Raw genomic sequence first — 23,477 nt, 5'->3', positions numbered from 1 at the left:
GGCGTTCCGAGCCTCAGCCCGAGACCTGTTCAGTGCCGGACGGTGTCGATGACGACGCCGCGGCCGCGACCTCGCCGCCCTACCCCGACGCTGCTGGGACGCGCGACGCTCGTGGGTCGGTCAGCCGAGAACCTCTGCCACCGCCTCGGACCACAGGTCGAGGCCCTGACGCACCTGCGCTGCGGAGACCACGAGCGGCGGGATCATGCGGACGACCTGGCCCTGGGCGCCGCAGGTGAGCAGCAGCAGTCCGCGCCGGCCGGCGGCGGCCTGGATCCGGGCCGCGGTCTCGCCGTCCGGGCGGCCGTCCGCCGTGACGAACTCGGTGCCGGCCATCAGTCCGAGGCCGCGTACGTCGCCGATGCCCCCGGTGCCGTCCGGCGCGTACCGGGACGCGACCGCGCGTAGGCCAGAGAGGAGTTCGGCGCCACGCTCGGCGGAGTTCTCGACCAGTTTCTCGTCCTGGATGACATCGAGCGTGGCGATCGCCGCAGCGCACGCGACCGCGTTGCCGCCGTAGGTGCCGCCCTGCGAGCCGGGCCACGCCTTTTCCATGAGCCTGGTGGGCGCGGCGATGGCGGACAACGGGAAGCCGCTGGCCAGCCCCTTGGCGGTGACGACGATGTCGGGGCGGCCGGCGAAGTGGTCGTGTCCCCAGAACCTGCCGGTGCGGCCGAACCCGGTCTGCACCTCGTCGATGATCAGCAGGATGCCGTGCCGGTCGGCCCGCTCCCGCAGGCCGCGCAGGAACGGCGTGTTGGCGGGCACGTAACCACCCTCGCCGAGCACGGGTTCGACGATGAACGCGGCCGTGTCGGCCGGTGCGGTGACGGTCGCGAGCAGTTGGTCGAGTTCGCGCAGTGCGAACTCGGTGGCGGTCGCCTCGTCCCAGCCGTAGTGGAAGGCGTGGGGGAACGGCGCGATCGCGACCCCCGGCATCAGCGGACCGAAGCCCGAGCGGAACTTGGTCGCCGAGGTGGTCAGTGACGCCGCGCCGATCGTGCGGCCGTGGAACGAGCCCTGGAACACGACGATGTTGGGCCGGGCGGTGGCCTGCCTGGCCAGCCGCATGGCGGCCTCCACCGCCTCGCTGCCCGAGTTGACGAAGAACAGCGAGTCCAGGCCCTCGGGCAGCACCTCGCCGAGCCGTTCGGTGAGCGTGAGCAGCGGCCGGTGCAGCACCGTCGTGTACTGGCCGTGGATCAGCGTGGCCACCTGGCGCTGGGCGGCCTCCACCACGCGGGGGTGGCAGTGGCCGGTGCTGGTGACGCCGATGCCGGCGGTGAAGTCGAGGTGGGCGCGGCCGTCCTCGTCGTACACGTGGACGCCCTCGGCCCGGGCGGCCAGCACGGGGGTGGCCTGCTTGAGGGCGGGGGAGAGCTGGCTCATGGTCGGCTCCTTGGTGAGGGGCACGCCGGTGGCCGGGGCGGAGACACCTGGCCACCGGCGAGCCGAAGAGGGCTGTTGATCGTAGGATTGTCAACAACCTACATTCATGCAAGCATGGACAACGCCCGTTGTCCATGTCCCCGTCCGATCCGGGAAAGCGGGAAGCAGGAACGGAAAACCGCCCAGAGCACAGGGGGTTGCACTGTGACCACACAGGCCGAACACGAGCGGGCGGTGGTGGACGCCGTCCCCACGGGCCTTTTCATCGGGGGTGGTTGGCGGCCGGCCGCGTCCGGAGCCGTCTTCGCGGTCGAGGATCCCTCCGTCGCCCGGCCGCTGCGCACCGTGGCCGACGCCGATGCCGCCGACGCCCTCGACGCACTGTCCGCCGCCCATGCCGCACAGGAGGCCTGGGCCGCCCATCCGCCTCGGGAGCGCGGCGAGATCCTGCGCCGGGCCTACGAGTTGATCCACGCGCGGATCGACGACCTCGCCCTGCTGATGACCCTGGAGATGGGCAAGCCACTGGCGGAGGCGCGCGGCGAGGTGGCCTACGCCGCCGAGTTCTTCCGCTGGTTCGCGGAGGAGGCCGTGCGCATCGACGGCGGCTACGCGGTCTCACCGGACGGCAAGGACCGGCTGTTGGTCATGCGCCGCCCGGTCGGCCCCGCGCTGCTGATCACACCCTGGAACTTCCCGCTCGCCATGGGCACCCGCAAGATCGGCCCCGCGGTCGCCGCCGGCTGCACCATGATCGTCAAACCGGCCGAGCAGACGCCGCTGTCCATGCTGATGCTCGCCGGCATCATGGCCCACGCAGGGCTGCCCGACGGGGTGCTCAACGTCATCACCAGCAGCCGCCCCGGCGAGGTGGTCGAGCCTCTCCTACGGGACGGCCGGCTGCGCAAGGTCTCCTTCACCGGCTCCACGGCGGTCGGGCGGCTGCTCATCGCCCAGAGTGCGCAGGAAGTCCTGCGGGTGTCGCTGGAACTCGGCGGCAACGCCCCGCTCATCGTCTGCGAGGACGCCGACCTCGACGTGGCCGCCGAGGGGGCTGTGCAGGCCAAGATGCGCAACATCGGCGAGGCGTGCACCGCCGCCAACCGCCTGTACGTGCACGCGGGCGTGGCCGACGAGTTCGCCCGGCGCCTGGCCCGGCGCATGGGAAGCCTGGTCGTCGGCCGCGGCACCGAGCCCGGTGTCGAGGTCGGGCCGCTCATCGACGAGGACGGCTGCGGCAAGGTCCGCCGACTCGTCGGCCAGGCACTCGACGGCGGGGCCAAGGCCCTGACCGGCGCCGAGTCCCCGGCGGGCGACGGCTACTTCTATGCGCCCACCGTGCTCGTGGACCTCCCCGCGGACGCCGCGCTGCTGCACGAGGAGATCTTCGGGCCCGTGGCGCCCATCATCCCCTTCGACGACGAGGACGAGGTGATCGCGGCCGCCAACGCCACGCCGTACGGCCTCGTCTCGTACCTGTTCACGGAGAACCTGCGGCGCGCCTTCCGGATCTCCGAGCGGCTGGACACGGGAATGATCGGCCTGAACAAGGGCGTCGTCTCCAACCCCGCCGCCCCGTTCGGCGGCGTCAAGCAGTCCGGGCTCGGCCGCGAGGGCGGCCGGGCGGGCATCGAGGAGTTCCTGGAGACGCGTTACCTGGCGATGCCGTCGCCCTGAGGCGCCGGAAGGCCCGCACGTGGCGAGCCACCGCACACGACCGAGCAACGGACCGACGGACCGGCCCGCAGGCCGGGGAACAGAGAGCGTGGCCCATGGACCGCCATATCGAGATCTCGCTGGAGAAGCGCGGCGTCAGCTGCGTCGCCAAACTCCTGGACGACCTGGCACCGCGCACCTGCGAGGCCGTGTGGAACGCCCTGCCCCTCGGCAAGGACGTCTTCCACGGCAAGTACGCGCGCAACGAGATCTACACACTGGTGCCGGCGTTCGCACCCGAGGAGCCGGGCACGGAGAACCCGACGATCACGCCGATCCCCGGCGACGTCGCCTACTTCACCTTCGCCAACTGGCAGCTGAACACCAGCTCGCACGGCTACGCCCAGGGCGGACGGCCACAGGCCGCACAGAGCATTGTCGACCTCGCCGTCTTCTACGAGCGCAACAACCTGCTGCTCAACCCGGACACCGGGTTCGTGCCCGCCAACATCTTCGCCACCATCATCGACGGGCTCGACCGTATGGCCGAGGCCGCGCAGGACCTGTGGCTGTCCGGCGTGATCGGCGAGTCACTCACCTTCCGGCGGACCTGACGCGGAGGGGGCGTACGCCCCGTGCCGTACGCCCCCTACGTCAGCCGCGCGGGCTCACCGGCGCCGCCGAAACGGTGCCTTCCGCCGCCAGCACCCTGAACAGCGCGTGCGACGCGCGCAGCACCAGGCCATCCCGGTGCCTGGCCGCAACCAACTGCACACCCACCGGCAGTCCGTCCGGGGCCACCCCGCACGGCACACTGGCCGCCGGCTGCTGCGTGAGGTTGAACGGGTAGGTGAACGGCGTCCAGCCCGTCCACCGGGTCAGGCCGCTGCCAGGTGGAACCTCGTGGCCGGCCTCGAAGGCGGTGCCCGGCAGAGTCGGCGTGACCAGCAGGTCGTACGTGCGATGGAAGCGACCCATCAGCACGCCGAGCGCCATCCGCTCGTCGACGGCGCCCAGATAGTCCAGCGCGCTCATTGATCCCCCCTGGCGGCACACCTCCTGCAGACCCGGGTCGAGCCGCCCGATCTGATGCGGGCTCAGGTGCTCCACGACCTTGGCGGCGCCCGAGAACCACAGCGTGTGGTACGCCTCGACCGGATCGGTGAAGCCGGGGTCCGCCTCCTCCACGTCGGCTCCGAGACCGGCCAGGAGATCGACCGCGTGCCGTACCCGCGCGGCGACTTCGGGGTCGACGGGAGCACCCGCGAGCGTCGGGCTGTACGCGACGCGCAGCCCGCGCACGCCTGCGTCCAACTCGGCGCGGAAACCGCCCTCGTACGGCGGCAGCCCGGACCAGTCGCGGTCGTCGGCTCCGCACAGTACGTCCATCATGAGCGCCGCGTCCGCGACCGTACGGGTCATGGGCCCGGCGTGCGAGAGCGTGCCGAAGGGGCTCGCGGGGTAGAGCGGGATCCTCCCGTAGGTGGGTTTGAGGCCGAAGATCCCGCAGAAGGACGCGGGGATACGGACCGAGCCTCCGCCGTCGGTACCCACGGAGAGCGGCGCGAGGCCGGCCGCGACCGCTGCCGCGCTGCCACCGCTCGACCCGCCGGACGTACGGGTCACGTCCCACGGGTTGCGGGTGACGCCGGTGCGCGGGCTGTCGGTGACGCCCTTCCAGCCGAACTCCGGGGTCGTCGTCTTCCCGACCAGGACCGCGCCGTGCTCGCGCAGTCGCGCCACCGAGGGCGCGTCCTGGCCGCAGGGCGCGTCGGGGTCCGTGCTCAGGGAGCCGCGCAGCGTGGGCCAACTCCTGGTCAGCAGCAGGTCTTTGATGGACACCGGCACCCCGTCAAGGAGCCCGCACGGCTCGCCCCGCCGCCAGCGCTCCGCGGAGGCGGCGGCGTCGCGACGGGCCGACTCGGGATCGACCAGACAGTACGCGTTCACCAGAGGATCGAGACGTTCGATGCGGGCCAGCACGGCGTCGACGACCTGGACGGGGGAGAGGCTCCCGTCCTGGTAGCCGGCGACCAGTTCGGTCGCGGTGCGCGCGCACGGATCGTCCTGCGCGGCGGCCTTTTCCGTCTGCCCGGCGCCCGCGGCACGGTCGGTGGGTGCGGTCATGGCGAGCCCTCCTCGGTGTGCGGGGTGTCACCCGGTGCCTCGCCCATGGGCACGTACCCCAAAGTGGTGTCGACGACGTTGCGCAGCGGCCGGCCCGCGGCCCAGCGCGCGAAGTTGGCGAGGAACAACTCCGCCAGATCCTCCAGCCAGCCGTGGGTGTCGGCCGACATGTGCGGGGAGACCAGCAGCCCCGGTGCGGTCCACAGAGGGCTGTCCACCGGCAGTGGCTCCTGGCGGAAGACGTCGAGCGCGGCGCCGGCGAGCGTGCCGTCGCGCAGCGCCGCCACCAGGTCGTGCTCCACGACGAGCGGGCCGCGGCCGACGTTGACGAACCGCGCCCCCCGCTTCATACGGGCGAACGTCGCGGCGTCGAACATGTCCGCGGTCTCACCGGTCAGCGGCGCCGCGCCGACCACCCAGTCCGCCTCCGGCAACAGCCCCGCCAACTCGCCGAAGCCGTACACCCGGCCGAACTCCGCGTCCCGCTCGCGTGCCGTCCGGGAGACCAGTGCGACCCGCAGACCGAGCGCGCCCAGCACCCGTGCAACGGCCCGGCCGATGGGACCTCCGCCGACCACGACCGCGCGGGTGCCCGCCACACGCTCCGTCTCCCGGTGCTGCCAGGTACGGGAGCGCTGACGGTCGAGTGTGCCGGGCAGGTCCTTGGCCATGGCAAGGACAAGTCCTGCCACGTACTCGGCGATCGGCTCCTCGAAGACCCCCCGCGAGTTGGTGATCACGGCGCCCGAGCGCAGCAGCGCCGGGAAGAGCAGCCTGTCCACGCCCGCGCTCGCGGTGTGCACCCAGCGCGGCCCATCGTGCTCGGGCCAGGCGGCGGGCAGGGCGTCGGTGAGGAAGTCCCACACCAACAGGGCGTCGGCCTCGCGCAGCGCGCCGGCCAGGTCCGCCTCGCCGACCCGCCGCAGTCGAGCCCGGTCCTTGATGCGGTCGAGGAGCGGCGGTTCCTGGTCTCCCAGCACCACGACGAGGGGGAGTTCGGTAGTCCTCATAGCAGCCCTTCGGGTCGCTGCGATGTGCGCTCGGCTCGATCCTGCACGTTTCGTCGGCCGCTCGAACCGATTGACACCGTAGGGCCGACTCTGTAGGATTGTCAACAATCTACACTTCTGCTCGGGGAAGGTGGGCGCACGTGGCTGACGGCATGACGACGGTGGGATTCCTCTACCCCGGGTACTCCGCGCAGGACGACTACCCGCGCCTGGAGCGCCTGATCGGCTCAGGAGTCCGACTCCCCCTGGCGCACACGGACATGGGCGAGGACGCGCATCGCGTGGACGCCCTCCGGGAGATGGGCGCCATCCACCGGCTGACCGAGGGCCTCGCGGAGCTCAAACGGTACGACGTCCAGGCCGTGGTGTGGGCCTGCACCAGCGCGAGCTTCATCTACGGGCGGCAGGGCGCCGGCCAGCAGGCCGCGGAACTCGCCCAGGCGGCGGGTGTCCCCGCGTCCAGCACCTCCTTCGCCTTCGTGCACGCACTGGAGGCGCTGGGCGTGCGCAGCGTCTCCGTCGGCGCCACCTACCCGGAGGACGTCGCCGGGTACTTCGTCCGTTTCCTCGAGGACTCGGGGATCAGGGTGACCCAGGTGTCGGGGCGCGGCATCATCACGGCGGCCGAGGTCGGTACGCTCTCCCGCGAACAGGTTCTCGACCTGGCCAAGGCCAATGACCACGGGGACGCCGAGGCGGTCCTGCTCCCGGACACCGCCCTGCACACCGCGGCATGGCTGGACGATCTCGAGCAGGCCGTCGGCAAGCCCGTACTGACGGCCAACCAGGTCACTGTCTGGGAGGGGCTACGGCTCGCGGGGGACACCACCGCGCGGGACGGCCTCGGACGGTTGTTCCGCCGGGGCACGCCCCAGCATCCGTCGGCCAGATGACGGCGGAACCGAAGAAGGAGAAGTGAACATGCCGGGAGCCAAACGGCTGCAGCCCGTCAAGCGCGAGCCCGCCGCTCTGTCGATCGCCCACCAGCTGACCGAGGCGATCATGGACGGCACGCTGCCGCCCGGCACTCAGCTCGGAGAGGCCGAACTCGCCGCGGAACTCGGCGTGAGCCGGGGCCCGCTGCGTGAGGCGATGCAGCGGCTCGTGCAGCAAGGCATCGCCCGCAGCGAGCCCCACCGCGGCGTCTTCGTGACCACCCTCACCGAGGACGACGTGCGGGACATCTACCTCGCGAGAACAGCCGTCGAGTCGGCCGCCTGCCGGCTCATCCTGCGACGGGACCCCCAGGGCACGGCGGACCGGCTGGCGCTGGTGCACCGCGCCATGGCGGAGGCCGCGAAACGGGGCGACCCCACCGCCCTCAGCGCTGCCGACACCGAGCTGCACCAGGTGCTCGTCGACGAGTCCGGCAGCCCCCGGCTCAAGCGCATGGCGCAGACGCTGTTCGTGGAGACCCGCATGTGCATCACGGCGCTGCAGGACAAGTATCCGGTGCCGGACGTGATGGTCGACGAGCACGCGGAGATCATCCAGGCCATCCGGGACGGCGACGAGGAACACCTGCTGCGGCTGATGGACGAGCACATGCAGGACGCCGTACGGAGGTTGACCCAGGAACCGGGGCAGGAGATTCAGGACACGGCCGTCGCCGCCGCGGGATCCTGAAGAGCCCGGTTGCCTGGCTTTCGCCGGGCGACAGGGGGCGTCAGGTCGTGCGGCCGTCGTACGGCACGGGGCTCAGCGGCATCCCGGGGATCCGGCCGATCCCCACCAGCACGGAGAAACCGCTTGCGGAGCTGGAAGTAGACCTCCTGCCATTACGGACCGCCGTACTCCAGGGCCTGCCAGTGCTTGGCGCCGCTCTCGGAGCTGATGGTGATGGTGCGCCGGCGGCACACCCTCAGCGGGCCGGCTGGGCTGGGCTCCGGGTCGACCGGGGGGAGGTGGATTCCACGGCCCACCGCGCGGCGAGCCGCTACCTTCGGCGCGTCGCACGTCTTCCCATTGTGCGTCGGATCTCGCCCCTCATCGGCCGGCTTCCCCGCGCGGGCGCGCCCAATGGCGGCGCGGCGTCAGAAATGCACCGCACCCAACCTCGGCGTGGCGCTGGCGGCGTACGACGGTGCGGGAAGGGCGGTCGTCGATCAGGTCGGCGAACTGGTCGTCACCCGGCTCATGCCGTCCATGCCGCTGTACTTCTGGAACGACCCCGACGGCAGCCGCTACCGCGACGCCTACTTCGCCGCCTACCCGGGCGTGTGGCGGCACGGCGACTGGATCACACTCACCTCGCACGGCTCGGTGATCGTCCACGGCCGCTCCGACGCCACCCTCAACCGCAACGGCGTGCGCCTGGGCAGTGCCGACATCCACGACATCGTCGAACACCTCCCCGAGATCACCGAGGCCCTCGTCATCGGCGCGGAGGAACCCGACGGCGGCTACTGGATGCCCCTGTTCGTCGTCCCCGCGCCCGGCGTCACCCTGGACGACGCCCTGCGCGACCGGATCCGCGAGGCGAACCGCAGCGGCGCCTCACCCCGCCATGACCCCGACGAGATCCTCGCGGTGCCGGCCATCCCGCACACCCGCACCGGCAAGAACCTCGAAGTCCCAATCAAGCGCCTCCTCCAGGACGCCCCCGCTGAGCAGGTCCTCAACCCCGCGGCGGTCGACAACCCAGACCTGGTCGCCTACTTCGCCGGCCTTGCAGCCGAACGCCGTCAGGTCCGTCGCTCGCCCACCGTCAAGGACGCCTCATGAGCCTCTCCGCCTCACTGGCCAGTCTCATCGTGTCGATCTTCGCCCTGCTGGGGGGGGCCAAGACCCTGGCTCTGGGCCCGATGCCCGAGCTGGCCGCCCATGCCGTCTTCACCACCGCGGCCTACCGAGTCATCGGTGGGCTGGAACTGACAGGCGCCGTCGGTGTGGCCCTCGGCCCGGTCGTACCACTGTGCGGAGGCCTGGCCGGCGCAGGGCTGTTGATGTTGCCGGCCGGTGCTGTGGCCACGCATGTGCGCAAGGGCGACGGGCTGCCCAAGCTCGTCCCGGCGGTGATGTGCGCTGCTCTGGTCGCCTGGTATCTCGTGCTTCTTGCCGACGTCGGGTCGTGAGTGTTCGGCCAGTGGCGGGCTTCACCGGCGTGGGAGCTTTGTGGGCTCGCCGTTGTTCCATGCGGCGCTCCCCGGCCCCGGATTTCGACCGAGTGGCATATTTCAACTCAGAGCTTTGACTCAAACGGAGAGAACCATCCATGACCACCTCAGCGGACCCCCTGGTTGACGTGCATGCTCACTTCGTGACCCCCGCCTACGTCGCAGCGGCCAAAGCCGCCGGGATTCTGCAACCCGATGGCATGCAGGGCTTCCCGACCTGGTCCGTCTCAGAGCACCTCGAGCTCATGGACTCCGTCGGTATTCGCAGCAGCGTGCTGTCCGTCTCCTCCCCGGGCACCCACTTCGGCGACGACCGGGCCGCACGTCTCCTGACCCGCGAAGTCAACGAATTCGGCGCCGACGTGGTGCGCACGCGCCCCGAGCGCTTCGGGCACTTCGCCTCCCTCCCGCTGCCCGACGTGGACGGCTCACTGGCCGAGCTCGCCCATGCCCTGGACAACCTCGGCAGCCACGGTGTCGCCATCGAGACGAACGCCGCCGGAACCTACCTGGGTGATCCGCGCTTCGAGCCTCTGTGGAGCGAACTCGACAGCCGGGAGGGCGTCGTGTTCGTCCACCCGACCTCGCCGCCCTGCCACGAGGCCGTGTCCCTGGGCCGTCCCCGCCCGATGCTGGAGTTTCTCTTCGACTCCAGCCGCGCCGTCTCCGACCTGGTGTTCGCGGGAGTGCTCCAGCGCCATCCCCGCATTCAGTGGATCATCACCCACGGGGGCGGCGCCCTGCCGCTGCTCGCCGACCGCATGGAGCTCTTCCGCAGCGGCATGGCCCCTGCTGAGGGTCCCACCGTGCAGGAACAACTGCGACGCCTGTGGTTCGACATGGCAGGGACTCCGTTCCCGCACCAGGTCCCGGCGCTCGTCCGGGCCTTCGGCCGCGACCGGTTGCTGTACGGGAGCGACTACTGCTGGACCCCGGCCGCCGGAGCCGCCGCGCAGATCGCGTCCGTGGACGCCGCCGAGCAGCCGGACCGCACCACCTGGCGGCGGGTCACCACGGGCAACGCCGCCCGGTTGCTGCCGCGGCTGTGCGGCACGCACTGACACGGCAGCTGCAAGTGATTCACACGGCCCCGGGGAGATCATTTCGCTGAGAAAACCGCAGCCATGTCGCGTCACCGAGCCCCGTTAGCGTGCCCACGCTGGGGCTGGCACGCTGAATCTGTGGTTCCGCTGATGGTCGCTGCCTATCAGAATGCGTCCTCATCACTTACAGGCGCCAGCGTTGTGTCGGCGTGCGCATCGATCTTCACCGTCGTGTCATTCTGGTGGCTCAACGTGCTGCCCCGGCGCACGATCTGCTGCAGCCGTTGCCCCTCCTGATCGGTCAGTCTGCGCACACGGACAGGCTCAGCGACCGGGCCTCCAGCGGTCGGATCGGACGCCACCGCACATCCAACCGCCACGACCACCAACCCGGCGAACCAACGCGGTTCACGCAGCACCAGCCAGCATTATCTGCGGCGGTGTGTTCGAGGATTGCGGGGACGATCGTCGCCCAGTCGGCTCGCTCGACCCCGTGGCCGGCGTCCTACAGAGCCAGTAGCCTTCCCTCGGAGATCTGTTCCGCGAGTGCCTCACCGTGCCGGAGCGGGAACATCGGATCCGCGGTCCCGTGGATCACCAGCGTGGGCACGGCGATCGAGGACAGGGGCGCTTGTGAGAGCTCGCCGTCCGGAAGTGAGTCGTGGTTGCGGGCCGCGGCGAAGTCGTGCGCGCGCTCGACGTCGCGACGGACAAGGCTGCGGGCGGCGGTCTCATCGAACGGGCGCCGGCCTCCCGCGAGCATGCGCGCGTAGGCGACCTGGTAATCGATCACCGAGTCGGCATGCGACCAATCGACGTGTCGAGGCATTGGTCAGGCGGAAGCCCTAACCGAAGAGTCCGAGCTGTCGTTGGTTCGGTGACCGGAACGACCTGCGGAGTTCTCCTGGCGGATCTACGTCGACTGGCCTGGCCGGTGGCAGTCAACCCGGCAAACTTTTCCGGTCAGAGCAGGCGATCGCCGTTACCTGCGTCCCGGACGCCGACGCGATGATGATCATCGCTCGGCGCACCCGGATCGACTCGTGCTTGCCCCGCCCCACGATCTGCTGCAGCCTGCGGCCCTCGTCCTCGGTCAGCCGCCGCGCCCGCACCGGCTCGGCCACCAGCACCACCCCATCCTCCGAGCCATCTCCTCGCCGTCGACAGTGCACCGCCAGGTCCGGCGCCCGAACATCGACCGGCGTGTCACCAACCCGGCGAACGTTCGTGGCCAAGGCCGGGCAGGCCCAGCCCGATCGGGCGGACGTTCTGCCCCGCTGATCTTCGGCAGGCGTATCTGTGCTCGGAACTGCGGACGGTGCGCGGTGGTGGAGCGGGCAAGTGCCGCGGACCGAATGTCCAGGGTTCGGTCAGGCCTGGCACCGGAGGTGGGCGCGGACTTCTCGGCCGTCCGGCGTCCGGTGGATCTCGGTCGACTGTGCGAGGTAGTTGACGATGCCCGTGCCGCGGCCGTGTTCGTCCGGGGCGACGTCGTGGAGACGGTGCTCCACGGCGGTTCCGGACTCACTCACCACGATGTGCAGAGTGTCATGATCCAGGACAAGCTGCAGTGTCATGCACTCGCGGCCGTACTGGGCAGCGTTGGCGGCGAGTTCGTCGACGATGAGCACGGCGGAGTCCCGCTCACTCTCGGGAACACTCCAACACTCCAGCAGATCTGCCGTGAAGTGACGAGCGGCGGAGACATGTGCCTCCTGCGCAGACAGGGTGAGCATCGCCTGGTGGGGGCAGGGCCGTGGGCTGAGTGAGCTGGTGCGGTCGGGATCGGTGACGAACATGGTCTTCTGGTTCTTCCGTCTAGATGTGTAGGCCGGAATGCGTCGGGGACCGCCAGGAACACGGGAGGTGGGCGGGGTGTCGGAACCTGCGCTTGGGCGCTCGTTCAGTTCCACGGGCGATGGGTAGCATGCGGTTCGAGTTATTTACCCCTTTTATCCGATTTCGTGCAGAATTCCGGCGATGAGCTTGGATGTGGCCCTGCCGCAGGTGAAGCGGCCGTCCTCTATGGAGGCGCTCACGGTCAGGCCTCCGTGCCCACCTCACGCCTGGATCGTGACCAGCTTCTGACCGTTGCCGGCGACGATCTCGAAGTGGTCGATGGCTCCCGGAGACATGGGGACCGCCCCTGGGATCGTGGTGCCGGTCGGGTACTCGCCTGCCCGCCACGTGGCGGCTTCCGCCCTGGTCCCGTCCGGCCCGACCGCCTGCAACCGGCAGACGATTCCGGCGGGCGCCCCCCGGGCGGAGACCTCCAGGACACTGCCCCAGGCGGAGGGGGAGACCTTGACCGAGGCGCTGACGCCGGTGGTGGCATCGCTTCCGGAGAAGGTGCGCGACGGAGTCGGCGTGGTCGGTCCGGGTGGCGGCGCCTGACCGACCACGCCGCCACCGGTCGCCAGCCAAGTGCCCCCGACTGCCGCCGCCGCGACGAGTGCCAGGGAGGCGGCGGCGCCGGCCAGCTGCAGTCGCCAGGTCCTCCGGCGCCTGACTGCGGCCTGCCGGAGCATCCCGTCGAGCAGCCCTGCCTCGGGAGCCTGCGGTTCCGCCGAAGTGTCGGACGGTTCCCGTGGCGAGCCCTGCGCGCTCTCGGCTGCCCGCCGCACGAGCCGATCGGCCAGTTCCTCGTTGGCGGCGGGTACCGTCTGGCCCGCGACCTCGGCTGCGGTGACCGTCGCAAGGAGCGCCGGCAGTCCGGCCAGCTTGGCGTGTTCCGCCTGGCACTCGTCGCATTCCGCGAGATGGGCGCGCACCCGTTCCGTCTCCGCCGGGGACAGCGTGCCCAGAACGTATCCGCCCAATGCCAGACGGAGGGCGTCGTGGTCCGCGTTCATGGTCGGCACCTCCTCCATGCCGCGGTCATGGCTCGATGCCTCGTTCCTGCAGCGCCAGCCGGAGGGCGTGCAGGGCGTAGTACGTCCGCGACTTGACCGTGCCCAGCGGGATGCCCAGCACGCTCGCGGCCTCCGCCATGGTCCGGCCTCGGTAGTACGTCTCCAGCAGTACGGCGCGGTGGTCCGGGGACAGCGTCCTGATGGCGTCGGTCACGGCCCAGTTCCGCAGTGCCTGCTCGATCTGGTCCTCGCCCAGCGTCTGCTCGGCAGCCTGCTCCAGGGCCTCGCCGCCGATCTCGGCCGGTCTGGCCTGCCGGGCCCGGTGAGCGTCGATGACCAGGTGTCGGGCGACCGTATACAGCCATGCCCGCGCCGGACCGCGTGCGGGGTCGAACGCATCGGGATGCTGCCACGCCCGCAGCAACGTCTCCTGCACAACATCCTCGGCCCACTGGTGGTCTCCCGAAGTCAGTCGCAGCACGTAGTGGAACAACGGCCCTGCGTGCTCGGCGTACAGAGCCCGGAGCAGTTCCTCGTCCGTGGTCGAAAGGGTCCCTTTACCAGTGACACGGTGCGTGGAGCGTTCTGGATCGGCCGTTTGATCACGTTTTCGGGCGTTACGTGACATAAGGCGATCATTCCCCATCGGTACTTCTTTGTCGTGTCGCGCATGGTGTGGAGCCGGAGCCGGTGGCGACGTGTGGGCATTGCGGGCGGAGTGAGCTTCCACAAGGCCTTGCTGCACCGTCACCGGGGCCGCCGACGCCTGGTGCCGATGGGTCGATCGAAGTGGTGATCACGAAGAAGTCCCACAAAAGACGTGTATCCACCGAACCATGCGACACCTACCACCCGTGAAGTCAGACAAGAGCTTGCATACACGGCATTTCTCATCAATCCCCCTATCGGTAAGGAATGATCAGTGGTGACTGCCAGGACGGCGCGATACGGCGCTCGACGCGCACAGAGATTTCATCGTCGGCGTCCGCCCGGCGGATCCGGTGCACGCGGATTCGAGCCGTCGGCCACTTGGGCAGCACCAGCGCTCCCTCGCGCACCCCGCCGAGGACGGGCGGCCGTAACAGACACGTCCACCGCGCATCATTCGGGTCGCCCGTGCTCGGCCGGCCCCTGCCCACCTCTTTCTGATCAGTGAGGAACGAACACCATGTACCCGAACTTTGGCCGACTTGGGCGGCGATCACGCATGGCGGCCGGGCTGGCCGTCACTGTCGCCGCGCTGGGACTCCTCGGTGCGTGCGGCCAGTCGGCGCATTCATCGTCCACCGCAGCCGGCGCCATCACCCCTGGCTCGGGGCAGCGTCAGGTGGCCGGCATGCCCGGTGCCTCCGGGGCAGGGCACGCGGCGGGCTCAGCTCCCCGCACTTCGGCGATGCCAGGCATGACCAAGCCCATGAGCTCCCCGAGTGCGGACGCGGCCGCTGCACCGGTGTCCGGGGACGCCGTGGCGATCAAGAACTTCGCCTTCTCCCCGGCCACGCTGAAGGTCAAAGCGGGCACGACGGTGACCTGGACCAATCAGGACACCGACGCCCACACCGTCACCAGCGCCGGAAAGGGCGGACCGTTGCACTCGGCCGCCCTGGCCACCCACGCCACTTACAGCTACCGGTTCACCAAGCCCGGCACCTACGCCTACCTCTGCACCATCCATCCCTTCATGACCGCCACCGTGGAGGTCACCTCATGACCGAGTACGACGACCATCAGGACCCAGCACTGATGGGCGACAACGATCAGCTCTCTGAAGAACACGGCATGACCCGGCGCCAACTGCTACGGCACGCGGGATGGTTCGGCGGGGCCGTGGTGCTGACCGTGACCAGTGGAGAGGTGATCAGCCACATCGCCGGCTCCCGGGACACCGCCGAGGCCGCCGCGGCAACGAGCGGCGCGCTGCGGTTCGTACAGGTCTCCGACAGCCATATCGGCTTCAACGGCCCAGCGAACACGGACGTGGCCGGCTCGTTCACCGAAGCGATCAACCAGGTCAACTCACTCGGGTTCAGGCCCGACTTCGTCATGCACAGCGGTGACCTGACCCACCTGTCCACAGCGGCACAGTTCGACCAGGTGAGGCAGATGATGACGAGGCTGCAGACGGACCGCGTCCTCACCGTGCCGGGCGAGCACGACTCCATCGGCGACAGCGGCCGCGCCTACCGGCAGATCTTCGGCAAGGGCACGCTCGGCGACGGCTGGTACAGCTTCGACACCCACGGCGTGCACTTCATCGCGCTGGTCAACACCCTCAGCCTGGAGAAGCTCGGTCACCTCGGCAACGACCAGATCGAATTCGTCCGCAAGGACCTGGCGGGAGTGTCGCCGGACACCCCGATCGTCGTCTTCAGCCACATCCCGCTCTTTGCCATGTACCCGCAGTGGGGCTGGAGTACGGACGATGCGCTGAAGGTCATCGCGCTCCTGCGCCGTTTCTCCTCCGTCACCTGTCTCAATGGGCACGTCCATCAGTTGTTCACCAAGACAGAGGGCAACATCACCTTTCACTCCGCCACCACCACTGCCTACCCCCTGCCGAAGCCGGGACAGGCCCCCGCCCCGACTCCCCAGGTCGTGCCCGCCCGACAGCTCAAGGACGCACTCGGCATTCGCACCGTCGGCTACCGCCAGGGCGACCGGGAGCTGGCGATCAAGAACGAGAAGCTGGCATGAGCACCGGAGGACTCCTCGCCCCAGCCCTGCGATTGGCGATCGCCGCCACGCTCGCGACCAGCGGATACATCCACGCCCAGCTCTACGTCGACGGGTACCGCGGCATCCACATCATCGGCCCCCTGTTCCTGCTCCAGGCGAGCGGCTCCTTCGCGGTCGCAGCACTGCTGCTGATGGGAAGCCCATTGCTGCTGAGAGCTGCGGCGGCCGGCCTGGCCCTCGGCGCCCTCGGCGGCTTCACCGCCTCGCGCACCGTGGGCGTGTTCGGATTCACCGAAAACGGTCTGCAACCCGCCCCACAGGCCGTGCTCAGCCTCCTGGCCGAGACCGGCACGCTGCTGCTCCTGGCGATCTGGCAGGCAACAGCGACGATACGACGTGCTGGGCGGAATCGCCCCCCACAAGGCAATCCGGTGGAGGAAGCAGCGGTCAAGTGATGTGCCTTCGGGTCGGCCTCTCGCCCGGACGTGGTGCGTTGCTGTGCGTGTGATTCGAGGGAACGAGAGTCACTGTCTTGACGGGTGACGAAAAATGCTGCCATGATGACGTCACCGCTTGGAGAGGTGACGCAAGCGGAGTGTCTCAGCCGCACACACCACCCGATGAGGAAGCGCCCCGCGGGGAGGCAAGAAGACACTCACCCGACCCGCCTGCAGGCGCCCCAACCAACGCCCGAAGCCATCCACCGCATGACCACCGGAAGTGAGACCACAGAAATGGACATGAAGCTCGAAGTCGTCATGGTGCCCGTGTCCGACGTCGACCGCGCCAAGAGCTTCTACACGGAGCAGCTGGGCTTCCGTCTCGACGCCGACTTCCCGATCCACGACGGCTACCGGATCGTGCAGGTGACTCCTCCCGGCTCCGAATGCTCGATCATCTTCGGAGAAGGCCTCACGGAGGCCGAGGCAGGCACGCTCCAGGGTCTCCACCTGATCGTCACCGACCTCGTGAAGGCCCAGGAGGAACTGACCGGCCGCGGTGTCGACGTGTCCGGTCCGTTCCACGACATGACCGGTGGCTTCCACCACGCCGGCGACTCCCATCGGGTTCCCGGTCTGCACCCCGAGCGGGCCAGCTACGGCTCCTTCGCCTTCTTCTCGGACCCCGACGGCAACGGCTGGTTCCTGCAGGAAGTCACCGAACGGGCGCCCGGCCGCTGATCACCCGGCCCCGGGGCGGCCGTTCCGCCCGGCCGCCCCGGGGCCGTCGCCGCACCACGCCCACCACCCCGCGCCACCTGGCACTCATCCACCGGAGTCCCGTGACGACCGAGAACACCCGCACCCACGACGTCGTCGAGATCCGGCGCAGGCCGTGGGTCCCACTCCCGGGGACCGGTTCACCACCGACGACACCCTGACCGTCACCGCCGTACCCGAGGACTGGCTCCACACCGCGGGCAACGTCCACCACCGACCGCTCCTCACCCATCAGGGCAAGTATCAGGCCCGCATCGTCGGCGCCGTGAGCGCCGCCCGGGCCGGGGCACGGCACTCGACACCAGCCGATGGGCACCGCACAGCAGCACTGCCGACGTCGATGCCGTCCGCAGGTCGTCTTCACCGACCCCGAGGTCGCCGCCGTCGGCCTGACCACCATCGAGGCCATTCGCGGGCGGTGATCAGCGAACTGCTCCGGCGATGTGCGCCCGCTCGGTGATGGTCTCGGCGACGAGCGCGAGTTGGCCGACCCGGCGCCGACCCGGCGCCGGGCCTCCGCCGGTTCCAGGCCGGGGTCGCGCAGCATGGCGAACACCTCGGTCAGCCGGCTGGGGTCCGGCCTGAGTGCGGAGTCGCCTTGATCGGCGGGGTGCGCAGGGGAAACGTCGCCATCCGCGTACGGATGCACGTGCGCGAGCTCCGGTGCTCCAGTCATGCCGTTCGCCGAACGGGCGGTCCCAGGCGAGGATGATGCGGCTCAGTTTGGGGCCGGGAGATCGGCCCTCGGTTGCCTGCGCTCGAGGGCACGAGCGATTCGCTGTTCGAGCCTCTCCCGGCACTCTGGCCACTCTGCTGCAGTGATCGAAAAGATCGCAGAGTCACGGAGCCGGCCGTCCTCGCCCGGTGCCCACGACCGGGACCAGTTCCGCAGCACGCCTTCGAAGCGTGCGCCCACCCCTTCGATCGCGGCCCGCGAACGGCTGTTGCGCGCGTCCGTCTTCAGGTCGAGGCGTGCCACGCCCCAGTTCTCGAACGCGTGCCGAAACAGCAGGTACTTGGCCTCGGTGTTCGCACCTGTGCCCTGGGCCGATGCCGCAAGCCAGGTGAAACCGACCTCGATCGCGCACAGACTGTCCCCTGCCGGCCACAGACGCGGATCCCAGTAGGCCGTGGCCCCGACCGCCCGCCCCGACGCCTGTTCCACCTGCGCGTACGGGGCCAGCTTCCCGGCAGCGGCACGGGTGAGCTGGGCATCGATGTACCTCTCGACCTCGGCCGCCGTAGGCACCCACGTGAACCGATACGAGCTCCGGTCCTCTTCCGCCGCCACGGCCAAGTCCGCACTATGGCGGTGATCCAGAGGCTCCAGGCGCACGAGCGTGCCTTCCAGAGCCGGTCCCTCAAGCGTGAAACCCATCGATCATCAATCCAGTGCCAACACAGATTCGTATCCAGGCTGCAGTCCCGAAACCCCGGCCTGCAGCGTTCCAGAGAGGTCGCGCCATGTCGCGCGAATTTCAGGGTGTGTCAACTTAACGGCTGATCTTGGTTTTTGAGGTGGCAGTGGCTGGTGGGGGTGAGCCGACCTTCGAAGGCGATCTGGAAGGCGTTCAACGGTGCCCTCCAGCGCATCGTCCAGCGGCGCCGGCCCTTGGCGGTCGGATCCAGGCTCATCAGCGCCATGTAGACGCCTTGCCGCGATCGCCGGCCCGCCGACATGGTCGGTGATCTCGCCCTCCAGCACCCGCTTGGTCAGCTGCTGGAGCAGCCCGCCCTCCCCGGTCAGCTGCAGTCCGTCCGAACAGGCGCGATCGACCAGAATCGCGATCAACTGCTCGTAACTCACCCCGCTCGGCACAGCCTTTCCGGTGAGCTGGTCACGGTCCTCGGGCTCAACGGCGGATCCGGTCATCTCACATCGCTTCCATGATCGTCAAATCCGCCGTTGACCAGACACTCCCGCCGCGAAGCGATCGAGGAGATGTTCCACGACACCCTGATCGTCTATGCCGACGGAACACCCAGGACCCAGCATGTCACGACCAAATTCGCGGTCGAGGTCGACGAACAGGCGGGGACGGCGGTCTCGCGTTCGTACGTCACCGTGTTGCAGGCATTGCCCGACCTGCCACTGCAACCCATCGCAGGCGGTCCGTATCATGATCGTTTCGAGTGGCGTGACGGGCAATGGCGTTTCGTGGAGCGACGCGTCCGTATCAACCTCGTCGGCGACGTGAGTCGCCATCTGCGCCAGGTCGCCGAACAACGGAAGTTCTTCCCTGTGCCTGCACGCGTGACGTGACACGACTGAGCGTTGGGGCTGTCGGCTCGACGTGCTTCGCCGAGTCCCGGCATGGCGAGGTACATCACGAGGGCCGAACGCGGACGCTCGTCGGTCTCGGCCGCCGTGACACGTCCGAGAGATGCCGAGCGGCGGTCGTGTCAGTCGGCGCCGGCCTCTGCGGCCGCGGTCCTGCGCCGGGCGGGCTCCACCAGGGTGTACATCACCGACCGCTGCTGCTTGTGGCGCCGGATGCGCCCCTTGGCGACGAGCGACTCAAGGGTGTTCCGCACGACCTGCGGCGTCGGCGTCCGGTTCGGGTGTTTCTCCAGGAGCTCGTCCCGCAGTTCCTTTGCGGGGCGCGGCTCGTCGTGGGTGCCGAGCAACTCCAGCAGGATGTCTCCGAGCAGAGGCTGACGCGACTTCCCCTTCACGTCGGCCCTTGCCGTGTTCTTGCTGGTCGATGCGGCCTTGGTCGACGTGGCCGTGGCGGGAGTGGCTTTGGCGACTCGCTTTGCCGGTGTGAGCGCGGGTTCGTCCTGCGCCTGCTCGGGCAGACGAGACGGGTCCGCCGCGCCTTCGTACCGCTCGGCAAGAGCCAGGATGTCCACCAGGAGACCTTCCTCCTGCTTCAACATCGCGATTTTCTCGGCCAGTTCCCGTTGTCGTTGACGATTCTCCTCCAGGTCCGATGCGGCTTGATCTACGTACCGCGCTCGGAGCGTGCCGGCTGATTGGCTGCTCACAACCGTTCACTCCCTCGTAATGGATGACGCTGCGCATGCTACCTATGCCGAAGGGCCGGTGCAGAAAGGTGTTAGCGAGTTGGTCCGTCGGGCACGTCTCTTGTCACCGTCATCGCCGATGCGCCCGCGCACGTGGGAAGAGGAATGCCGGGCTTCAGCAGCTCGATGCCGGCGGCCGTTCCCTGCGCGCGACAGGCTCATCGGGGAACACATGCCCGTGAAATGTATCGCCGAACCGCTGAAACGACCATTTGCGGAGCTCCATATCTGACTTTCCTGTCTTCATCGGTCGGCAGGAATCGTGGGCCTGGCCGGGCCGTCAGCTCCCGGCGCGCTCGCGGGCCGTCGTGGCGGCTTGCTGCGCCGACCCGCGGTGCAGAGGTCCGTGGAGTACGGCCAGGGCGTCGAGGGCCCGGGCGCGGTCGGTGTGGAACATGTCCAGCAGCAGCCGAGGACCGGTGATTCCCGACGTCGGGTGGGGCGTCTCGAGGGCGTCACCACTGACCAGGATTCCGCTTCCGAGCGGGTGGTAGGCGCAGCGCCCCTTGGTGTGTCCCGGCGTGCGCACGGGTACTGGGCGCCGGGCCGGTCGAGCGCTCCCGGCGTGGGGAAGGCGTGCGGCTAGCGGACGGGAATGTAGGCGGTCGCCCCGGCCAGGAGGGCGTAGGGCCGGGCCGGCCCTCGTCATTCCCTACGTGTCGGAAAAGGGGTACGACGCTGAGACCACGACGGCAGCGCTCCTTGAGCACCGTCCGGTGGCCTGTCAGATCCGGATCTCATCCGGAGATGTCGTCGTCACCCACCATGTCTGCGACTCCGATACACGATCAACGTCGACGCGAGTCCAGCAATCGGGTGACGTCCGTGACGGGCTTCGCGTCGGACGACCGCCGGGGCAGCCGCTGTCACACGTGTGAGAAGGCCGGTCTGCCACGAGGGCATCCTGCGATGCGCCCTCTTCGTCGGTTTGTTGACAGCACGCGGAGAGCCGTGCCACTATCGTCACCACTTAGATAGGTTACGAAACTGGAGCCGGTCCGGCGACGCATGCACACACGTGTGCGCCCGCCATGACCGCTGGAATCCCCTGCGCTCGTGTGTCGCCGGGATCGTCGCCCCTTCGAAGGAGCACCCGAACATGGCTGATGAGCCGAAGCAGAGCGCCGACGGCGCACCGGTGGGGCGGCGCGCGCTGCTGGGCATGCTTGCCGCAGGGGCGGCGGGGCTCGCGGGTGCGCCCTATCTGCAGCGCGGGTGGGAGGGATTCCTCGCCGCCGCGTCCCAGGTCGACTCGACGGGCCTCACCGGTCTGCTGCCCAACCCGGGCGGTTTCCGCTACTACAGTGTCGTCGCCTCGGTGCCGCGCAAGAACGAGACGAACTACGAGCTGCGCATCGACGGACTGGTCGACCGGCCGAAGACCTACACACTGTCCGAGCTGCGCGCGCTGCCGCAGACCCGCGTTGTCCACGACGTGCTGTGCACCGACGGATGGCGGGTGGAGAAGACGCCCTTCGAAGGGGTGAAGCTGGCGGATCTCCTCGATGCCGCCGGGGTGCGCTCCGAGGGCGCGGCGATCCGGTGCACCTGCTTCGACGGCGCCTACAGCGAAAGCCTCACCCTGGAACAGGCGCGCCGCGCAGACGTGCTGGTGGCCCTGAACATGCAGGACAAGCCCATCACCCACGAGCACGGCGGCCCGGTCCGCCTCTACGTGGCCCCCATGTACTTCTACAAGTCGGCCAAGTGGCTGTCCGGTATCTCGGTCACCGACAAGGTCGTCCCCGGCTACTGGGAGGAGCGCGGTTATGCGGTCGACGGCTGGCTCGACGACGCCGACCGGCACAGTGGCGCGGCCTGAGCCGGCGGGCCAGGTCCGCCGGTTCACCTGCGCCGAGCGCATGGTCCACCGGGCCACCGGGTGGCTGATGCTGCTGTGCCTGGTCACCGCGGCCTGCCTGTACCTCGGGCCGCTCGCCCAACTCGTCGGCCGGCGGCACCTGATGGTCACCGTCCACGAGTGGTCGGGCATCCTGCTGCCGCTGCCATTCCTGCTGGGCCTCCTCTCGCCCGCCTTCCGGGCGGACCTGCGCCGGCTGAACCGTTTCGCGGTGTACGACAAGAGGTGGCTGCGCTCCGCCCGCAGGCGCCTGACCTCGCCGGACGCCCGTCCGGCCGGCAAGTTCAACGCGGGTCAGAAGATCTATGCGGGCTGGATCGCGGGTGCCGTGCTGGTGATGATGTTCACCGGCCTGCTGATGTGGTTCATGGGGCTGCTGCCGTTCATCTCCCGCACCAGCGCGATCTTCGTCCACGACTGTCTCGCCTGGGCCGTCACCATCGTCCTGATCGGACACATGCGGAAGGCGTACCAGGACCCGGAGGCGCGGCTGGGGATGCGGACCGGATACGTCAGCCGCTCCTGGGCGGCGCGCCATCACTCCCGGTGGCTGCGGGACGACCACCTCGGTAACGTGGCGCAGAAGACGGGCGGGGACACACATCCTCAGAAGCGCCCCAGTTGAAGCGGCAGGTGAACGACCGCCGGGCCTCGGCGCCGAGACCCTCGGCTGGGCCGCGGGCGCCCACCAACGTTCCGCTCGGACTGCCCGCGGAGACCCCTTACCAGGCCCAGGAGCACACCCTCCCGCCGCGAGCGGTGCTCATGCTCTCTCGAACTCATCATGTCCGAGGTCATGACCAACGCGTTCCCTGTCCGATGAGGGCAGTGCCCAGGCGGAACACGGGCGCGGCAAAACCGTCTGGCTGGAAATGGACATCCCCGACGCGCGGACCCGTACAGCACCGCCGGACCGCTGACGGGCCGTCAAACCTCGGCCCACAAAGACAGGTCTGGTGAGTCGAGGGCGACTTGGTTCAGGCACGTGTCCAGATCTGACCCTAGTGCAGTCACCATCTTGACTGGTGACTGCATTCCCCACCTCCGGAGCCCGCGCGCCCGCGGCCGCCGACATCGACCTGGGCACCGGACGGGGCCGGCTGTCCTACCCGCGCGCCGAATACCTGTTCAAGACCGCCACCGCCCGCATCGACCCGCACGGCCGCGGGTGGACGCTGCACCAGCTGCGTCACTCGGCGCTACAGCATTTCGCCCAGGCCGGGTTCACCGCACCGGAGCCGCAGGCCAAGAGCCGCCATCAGCACCTGGCCGGCCTCGGGCACTACGTACGCCTCGGCGAGGAGACCTCCGCCCGCGTCACCGCCGAGCACGACCCCGCCGCCCGCCGCCGACGTTGAGGAGGACTGCGGGCCGGGGGCCGAGCCTCGGCCGGTTGCCGGGTTCTGGTTTGAGGGCGGCTCCAACTCAGTCTGCGGAGCCGTACGCCCGCAGGAACGCGCGTACTCCGGCGGAGGTCAGCCGGTCGGCCTCCTCCGGCGG

The 23,477-nt window shown here is 69.4% G+C and carries 27 protein-coding genes and 1 pseudogene; 15 read left to right on the top strand and 13 right to left on the bottom strand.

Annotation, left to right across the window (positions count from 1 at the left end; genetic code table 11):
- Positions 1-120: 120 nt before the first annotated feature.
- The gene (locus ACFYXB_RS23290) at positions 121-1,389 is read right to left on the bottom strand and encodes an aspartate aminotransferase family protein (protein ID WP_389585388.1); all 1,269 of its coding nucleotides are present in this window, start codon (positions 1,387-1,389) and stop codon (positions 121-123) included.
- A gap of 204 nt (positions 1,390-1,593) precedes the next feature.
- Between ACFYXB_RS23290 and ACFYXB_RS23285 the strand changes: the two genes are divergently transcribed.
- Positions 1,594-3,066, top strand: coding sequence for an NAD-dependent succinate-semialdehyde dehydrogenase (locus ACFYXB_RS23285; protein ID WP_389585386.1), 1,473 nt, complete (start codon positions 1,594-1,596; stop codon positions 3,064-3,066).
- A 95-nt stretch (positions 3,067-3,161) separates the two neighbouring features.
- Complete coding sequence (locus ACFYXB_RS23280; protein WP_389585384.1) at positions 3,162-3,659, top strand: DUF3830 family protein; 498 nt, start codon at positions 3,162-3,164, stop codon at positions 3,657-3,659.
- 40 nt (positions 3,660-3,699) lie between these two features.
- Here the strand turns inward: ACFYXB_RS23280 and ACFYXB_RS23275 are convergent, their stop codons facing one another.
- On the bottom strand, positions 3,700-5,172 hold the full coding sequence (locus ACFYXB_RS23275; protein ID WP_389585382.1) for an amidase: 1,473 nt from the start codon (positions 5,170-5,172) through the stop codon (positions 3,700-3,702).
- Positions 5,169-6,182: a D-2-hydroxyacid dehydrogenase gene (locus tag ACFYXB_RS23270; protein WP_389585380.1), complete on the bottom strand. Its 1,014-nt coding sequence runs from the start codon at positions 6,180-6,182 to the stop codon at positions 5,169-5,171. The genes ACFYXB_RS23275 and ACFYXB_RS23270 overlap by 4 nt, the downstream gene beginning before the upstream one ends.
- Positions 6,183-6,334: 152 nt before the next feature.
- Here ACFYXB_RS23270 and ACFYXB_RS23265 point away from each other — a divergent pair, with 152 nt between their 5' ends.
- From ACFYXB_RS23265 to ACFYXB_RS23245, 5 genes and pseudogenes are all read left to right on the top strand, one after another.
- Positions 6,335-7,075 carry a decarboxylase gene (locus ACFYXB_RS23265; RefSeq protein WP_389585702.1) on the top strand — a complete coding sequence of 247 codons (741 nt, stop codon included), beginning with the start codon at positions 6,335-6,337 and terminating at the stop codon, positions 7,073-7,075.
- Between the two features lie 28 nt (positions 7,076-7,103).
- Positions 7,104-7,808, top strand: coding sequence for a GntR family transcriptional regulator (locus ACFYXB_RS23260; protein WP_389585378.1), 705 nt, complete (start codon positions 7,104-7,106; stop codon positions 7,806-7,808).
- A 420-nt stretch (positions 7,809-8,228) separates the two neighbouring features.
- Positions 8,229-8,906: pseudogene (locus ACFYXB_RS23255) on the top strand (acetoacetate--CoA ligase); the annotation flags it as partial.
- Positions 8,903-9,256, top strand: a complete 354-nt coding sequence (locus tag ACFYXB_RS23250; protein ID WP_389585375.1) for a DoxX family protein — start codon at positions 8,903-8,905, stop codon at positions 9,254-9,256. The pseudogene ACFYXB_RS23255 and the gene ACFYXB_RS23250, both read left to right, overlap by 4 nt.
- Positions 9,257-9,396: 140 nt before the next feature.
- Positions 9,397-10,359 carry an amidohydrolase family protein gene (locus ACFYXB_RS23245; RefSeq protein ID WP_389585372.1) on the top strand — a complete coding sequence of 321 codons (963 nt, stop codon included), beginning with the start codon at positions 9,397-9,399 and terminating at the stop codon, positions 10,357-10,359.
- A 146-nt stretch (positions 10,360-10,505) separates the two neighbouring features.
- Here the strand turns inward: ACFYXB_RS23245 and ACFYXB_RS23240 are convergent, their stop codons facing one another.
- The 6 genes from ACFYXB_RS23240 to ACFYXB_RS23215 form a co-directional block, all read right to left on the bottom strand.
- The gene (locus tag ACFYXB_RS23240) at positions 10,506-10,655 is read right to left on the bottom strand and encodes a hypothetical protein (RefSeq protein WP_389585719.1); all 150 of its coding nucleotides are present in this window, start codon (positions 10,653-10,655) and stop codon (positions 10,506-10,508) included.
- Positions 10,656-10,846: 191 nt separating this feature from the next.
- A complete protein-coding gene (locus tag ACFYXB_RS23235) occupies positions 10,847-11,134 on the bottom strand; it encodes an alpha/beta fold hydrolase (RefSeq protein ID WP_389585369.1) in 288 nt (95 codons plus the stop codon).
- Positions 11,135-11,282: 148 nt separating this feature from the next.
- On the bottom strand, positions 11,283-11,471 hold the full coding sequence (locus ACFYXB_RS23230) for a hypothetical protein (protein WP_389585367.1): 189 nt from the start codon (positions 11,469-11,471) through the stop codon (positions 11,283-11,285).
- A 240-nt stretch (positions 11,472-11,711) separates the two neighbouring features.
- Positions 11,712-12,254 carry an ATP-binding protein gene (locus ACFYXB_RS23225; RefSeq protein WP_389585365.1) on the bottom strand — a complete coding sequence of 181 codons (543 nt, stop codon included), beginning with the start codon at positions 12,252-12,254 and terminating at the stop codon, positions 11,712-11,714.
- A 147-nt stretch (positions 12,255-12,401) separates the two neighbouring features.
- Positions 12,402-13,193, bottom strand: coding sequence for an anti-sigma factor family protein (locus ACFYXB_RS23220; protein WP_389585363.1), 792 nt, complete (start codon positions 13,191-13,193; stop codon positions 12,402-12,404).
- A gap of 25 nt (positions 13,194-13,218) precedes the next feature.
- On the bottom strand, positions 13,219-13,821 hold the full coding sequence (locus tag ACFYXB_RS23215; RefSeq protein ID WP_389585360.1) for a sigma-70 family RNA polymerase sigma factor: 603 nt from the start codon (positions 13,819-13,821) through the stop codon (positions 13,219-13,221).
- A gap of 786 nt (positions 13,822-14,607) precedes the next feature.
- Here ACFYXB_RS23215 and ACFYXB_RS23210 point away from each other — a divergent pair.
- The 4 genes from ACFYXB_RS23210 (at position 14,608) to ACFYXB_RS23195 (ending at position 17,050) form a co-directional block, all read left to right on the top strand.
- Positions 14,608-14,904 (top strand): plastocyanin/azurin family copper-binding protein, encoded by a 297-nt coding sequence (locus ACFYXB_RS23210; protein WP_389585358.1) that lies wholly within the window; start codon positions 14,608-14,610, stop codon positions 14,902-14,904.
- Complete coding sequence (locus ACFYXB_RS23205) at positions 14,901-15,887, top strand: metallophosphoesterase (protein WP_351366493.1); 987 nt, start codon at positions 14,901-14,903, stop codon at positions 15,885-15,887. The genes ACFYXB_RS23210 and ACFYXB_RS23205 overlap by 4 nt, the downstream gene beginning before the upstream one ends.
- Positions 15,884-16,324, top strand: coding sequence for a hypothetical protein (locus tag ACFYXB_RS23200; protein WP_389585356.1), 441 nt, complete (start codon positions 15,884-15,886; stop codon positions 16,322-16,324). The genes ACFYXB_RS23205 and ACFYXB_RS23200 overlap by 4 nt, the downstream gene beginning before the upstream one ends.
- A 279-nt stretch (positions 16,325-16,603) precedes the next feature.
- The gene (locus ACFYXB_RS23195; RefSeq protein WP_389585700.1) at positions 16,604-17,050 is read left to right on the top strand and encodes a VOC family protein; all 447 of its coding nucleotides are present in this window, start codon (positions 16,604-16,606) and stop codon (positions 17,048-17,050) included.
- A gap of 757 nt (positions 17,051-17,807) precedes the next feature.
- Here the strand turns inward: ACFYXB_RS23195 and ACFYXB_RS23190 are convergent.
- Together ACFYXB_RS23190 and ACFYXB_RS23185 are read right to left on the bottom strand one after the other, a co-directional pair.
- Positions 17,808-18,467 carry a GNAT family N-acetyltransferase gene (locus tag ACFYXB_RS23190; RefSeq protein WP_389585353.1) on the bottom strand — a complete coding sequence of 220 codons (660 nt, stop codon included), beginning with the start codon at positions 18,465-18,467 and terminating at the stop codon, positions 17,808-17,810.
- Positions 18,468-18,473: 6 nt separating this feature from the next.
- A complete protein-coding gene (locus ACFYXB_RS23185) occupies positions 18,474-18,962 on the bottom strand; it encodes a hypothetical protein (protein ID WP_389585716.1) in 489 nt (162 codons plus the stop codon).
- A gap of 33 nt (positions 18,963-18,995) precedes the next feature.
- Here ACFYXB_RS23185 and ACFYXB_RS23180 point away from each other — a divergent pair, with 33 nt between their 5' ends.
- On the top strand, positions 18,996-19,352 hold the full coding sequence (locus tag ACFYXB_RS23180; RefSeq protein WP_389585351.1) for a nuclear transport factor 2 family protein: 357 nt from the start codon (positions 18,996-18,998) through the stop codon (positions 19,350-19,352).
- A 140-nt stretch (positions 19,353-19,492) separates the two neighbouring features.
- Here ACFYXB_RS23180 and ACFYXB_RS23175 read toward each other — a convergent pair whose 3' ends face one another.
- On the bottom strand, positions 19,493-20,077 hold the full coding sequence (locus tag ACFYXB_RS23175) for a hypothetical protein (RefSeq protein WP_389585349.1): 585 nt from the start codon (positions 20,075-20,077) through the stop codon (positions 19,493-19,495).
- Positions 20,078-20,396: 319 nt separating this feature from the next.
- Entirely contained in the window at positions 20,397-20,645 is a 249-nt protein-coding gene (locus ACFYXB_RS23170; RefSeq protein WP_389585346.1) for a hypothetical protein, read from the bottom strand.
- Between the two features lie 570 nt (positions 20,646-21,215).
- Here ACFYXB_RS23170 and ACFYXB_RS23165 point away from each other — a divergent pair.
- The 3 genes from ACFYXB_RS23165 to ACFYXB_RS23155 all read left to right on the top strand — a co-directional run bounded on the left by ACFYXB_RS23165 (position 21,216) and on the right by ACFYXB_RS23155 (position 23,335).
- A complete protein-coding gene (locus ACFYXB_RS23165; RefSeq protein WP_389585344.1) occupies positions 21,216-21,938 on the top strand; it encodes a molybdopterin-dependent oxidoreductase in 723 nt (240 codons plus the stop codon).
- Positions 21,886-22,602 (top strand): cytochrome b/b6 domain-containing protein, encoded by a 717-nt coding sequence (locus ACFYXB_RS23160; RefSeq protein WP_389585341.1) that lies wholly within the window; start codon positions 21,886-21,888, stop codon positions 22,600-22,602. Before ACFYXB_RS23165 ends, ACFYXB_RS23160 begins: the two co-directional genes overlap by 53 nt.
- Positions 22,603-23,002: 400 nt before the next feature.
- Entirely contained in the window at positions 23,003-23,335 is a 333-nt protein-coding gene (locus ACFYXB_RS23155; protein WP_389585339.1) for a hypothetical protein, read from the top strand.
- Positions 23,336-23,477: the final 142 nt, after the last annotated feature.

This window comes from Streptomyces sp. NPDC002619 (assembly GCF_042889305.1).
In the GTDB taxonomy this organism is placed as follows: Bacteria; Actinomycetota; Actinomycetes; order Streptomycetales; family Streptomycetaceae; genus Streptomyces.
The sequence above is the reverse complement of the archived record's forward strand: the minus strand, read 5'-3'. Positions and strand labels throughout refer to the sequence as shown.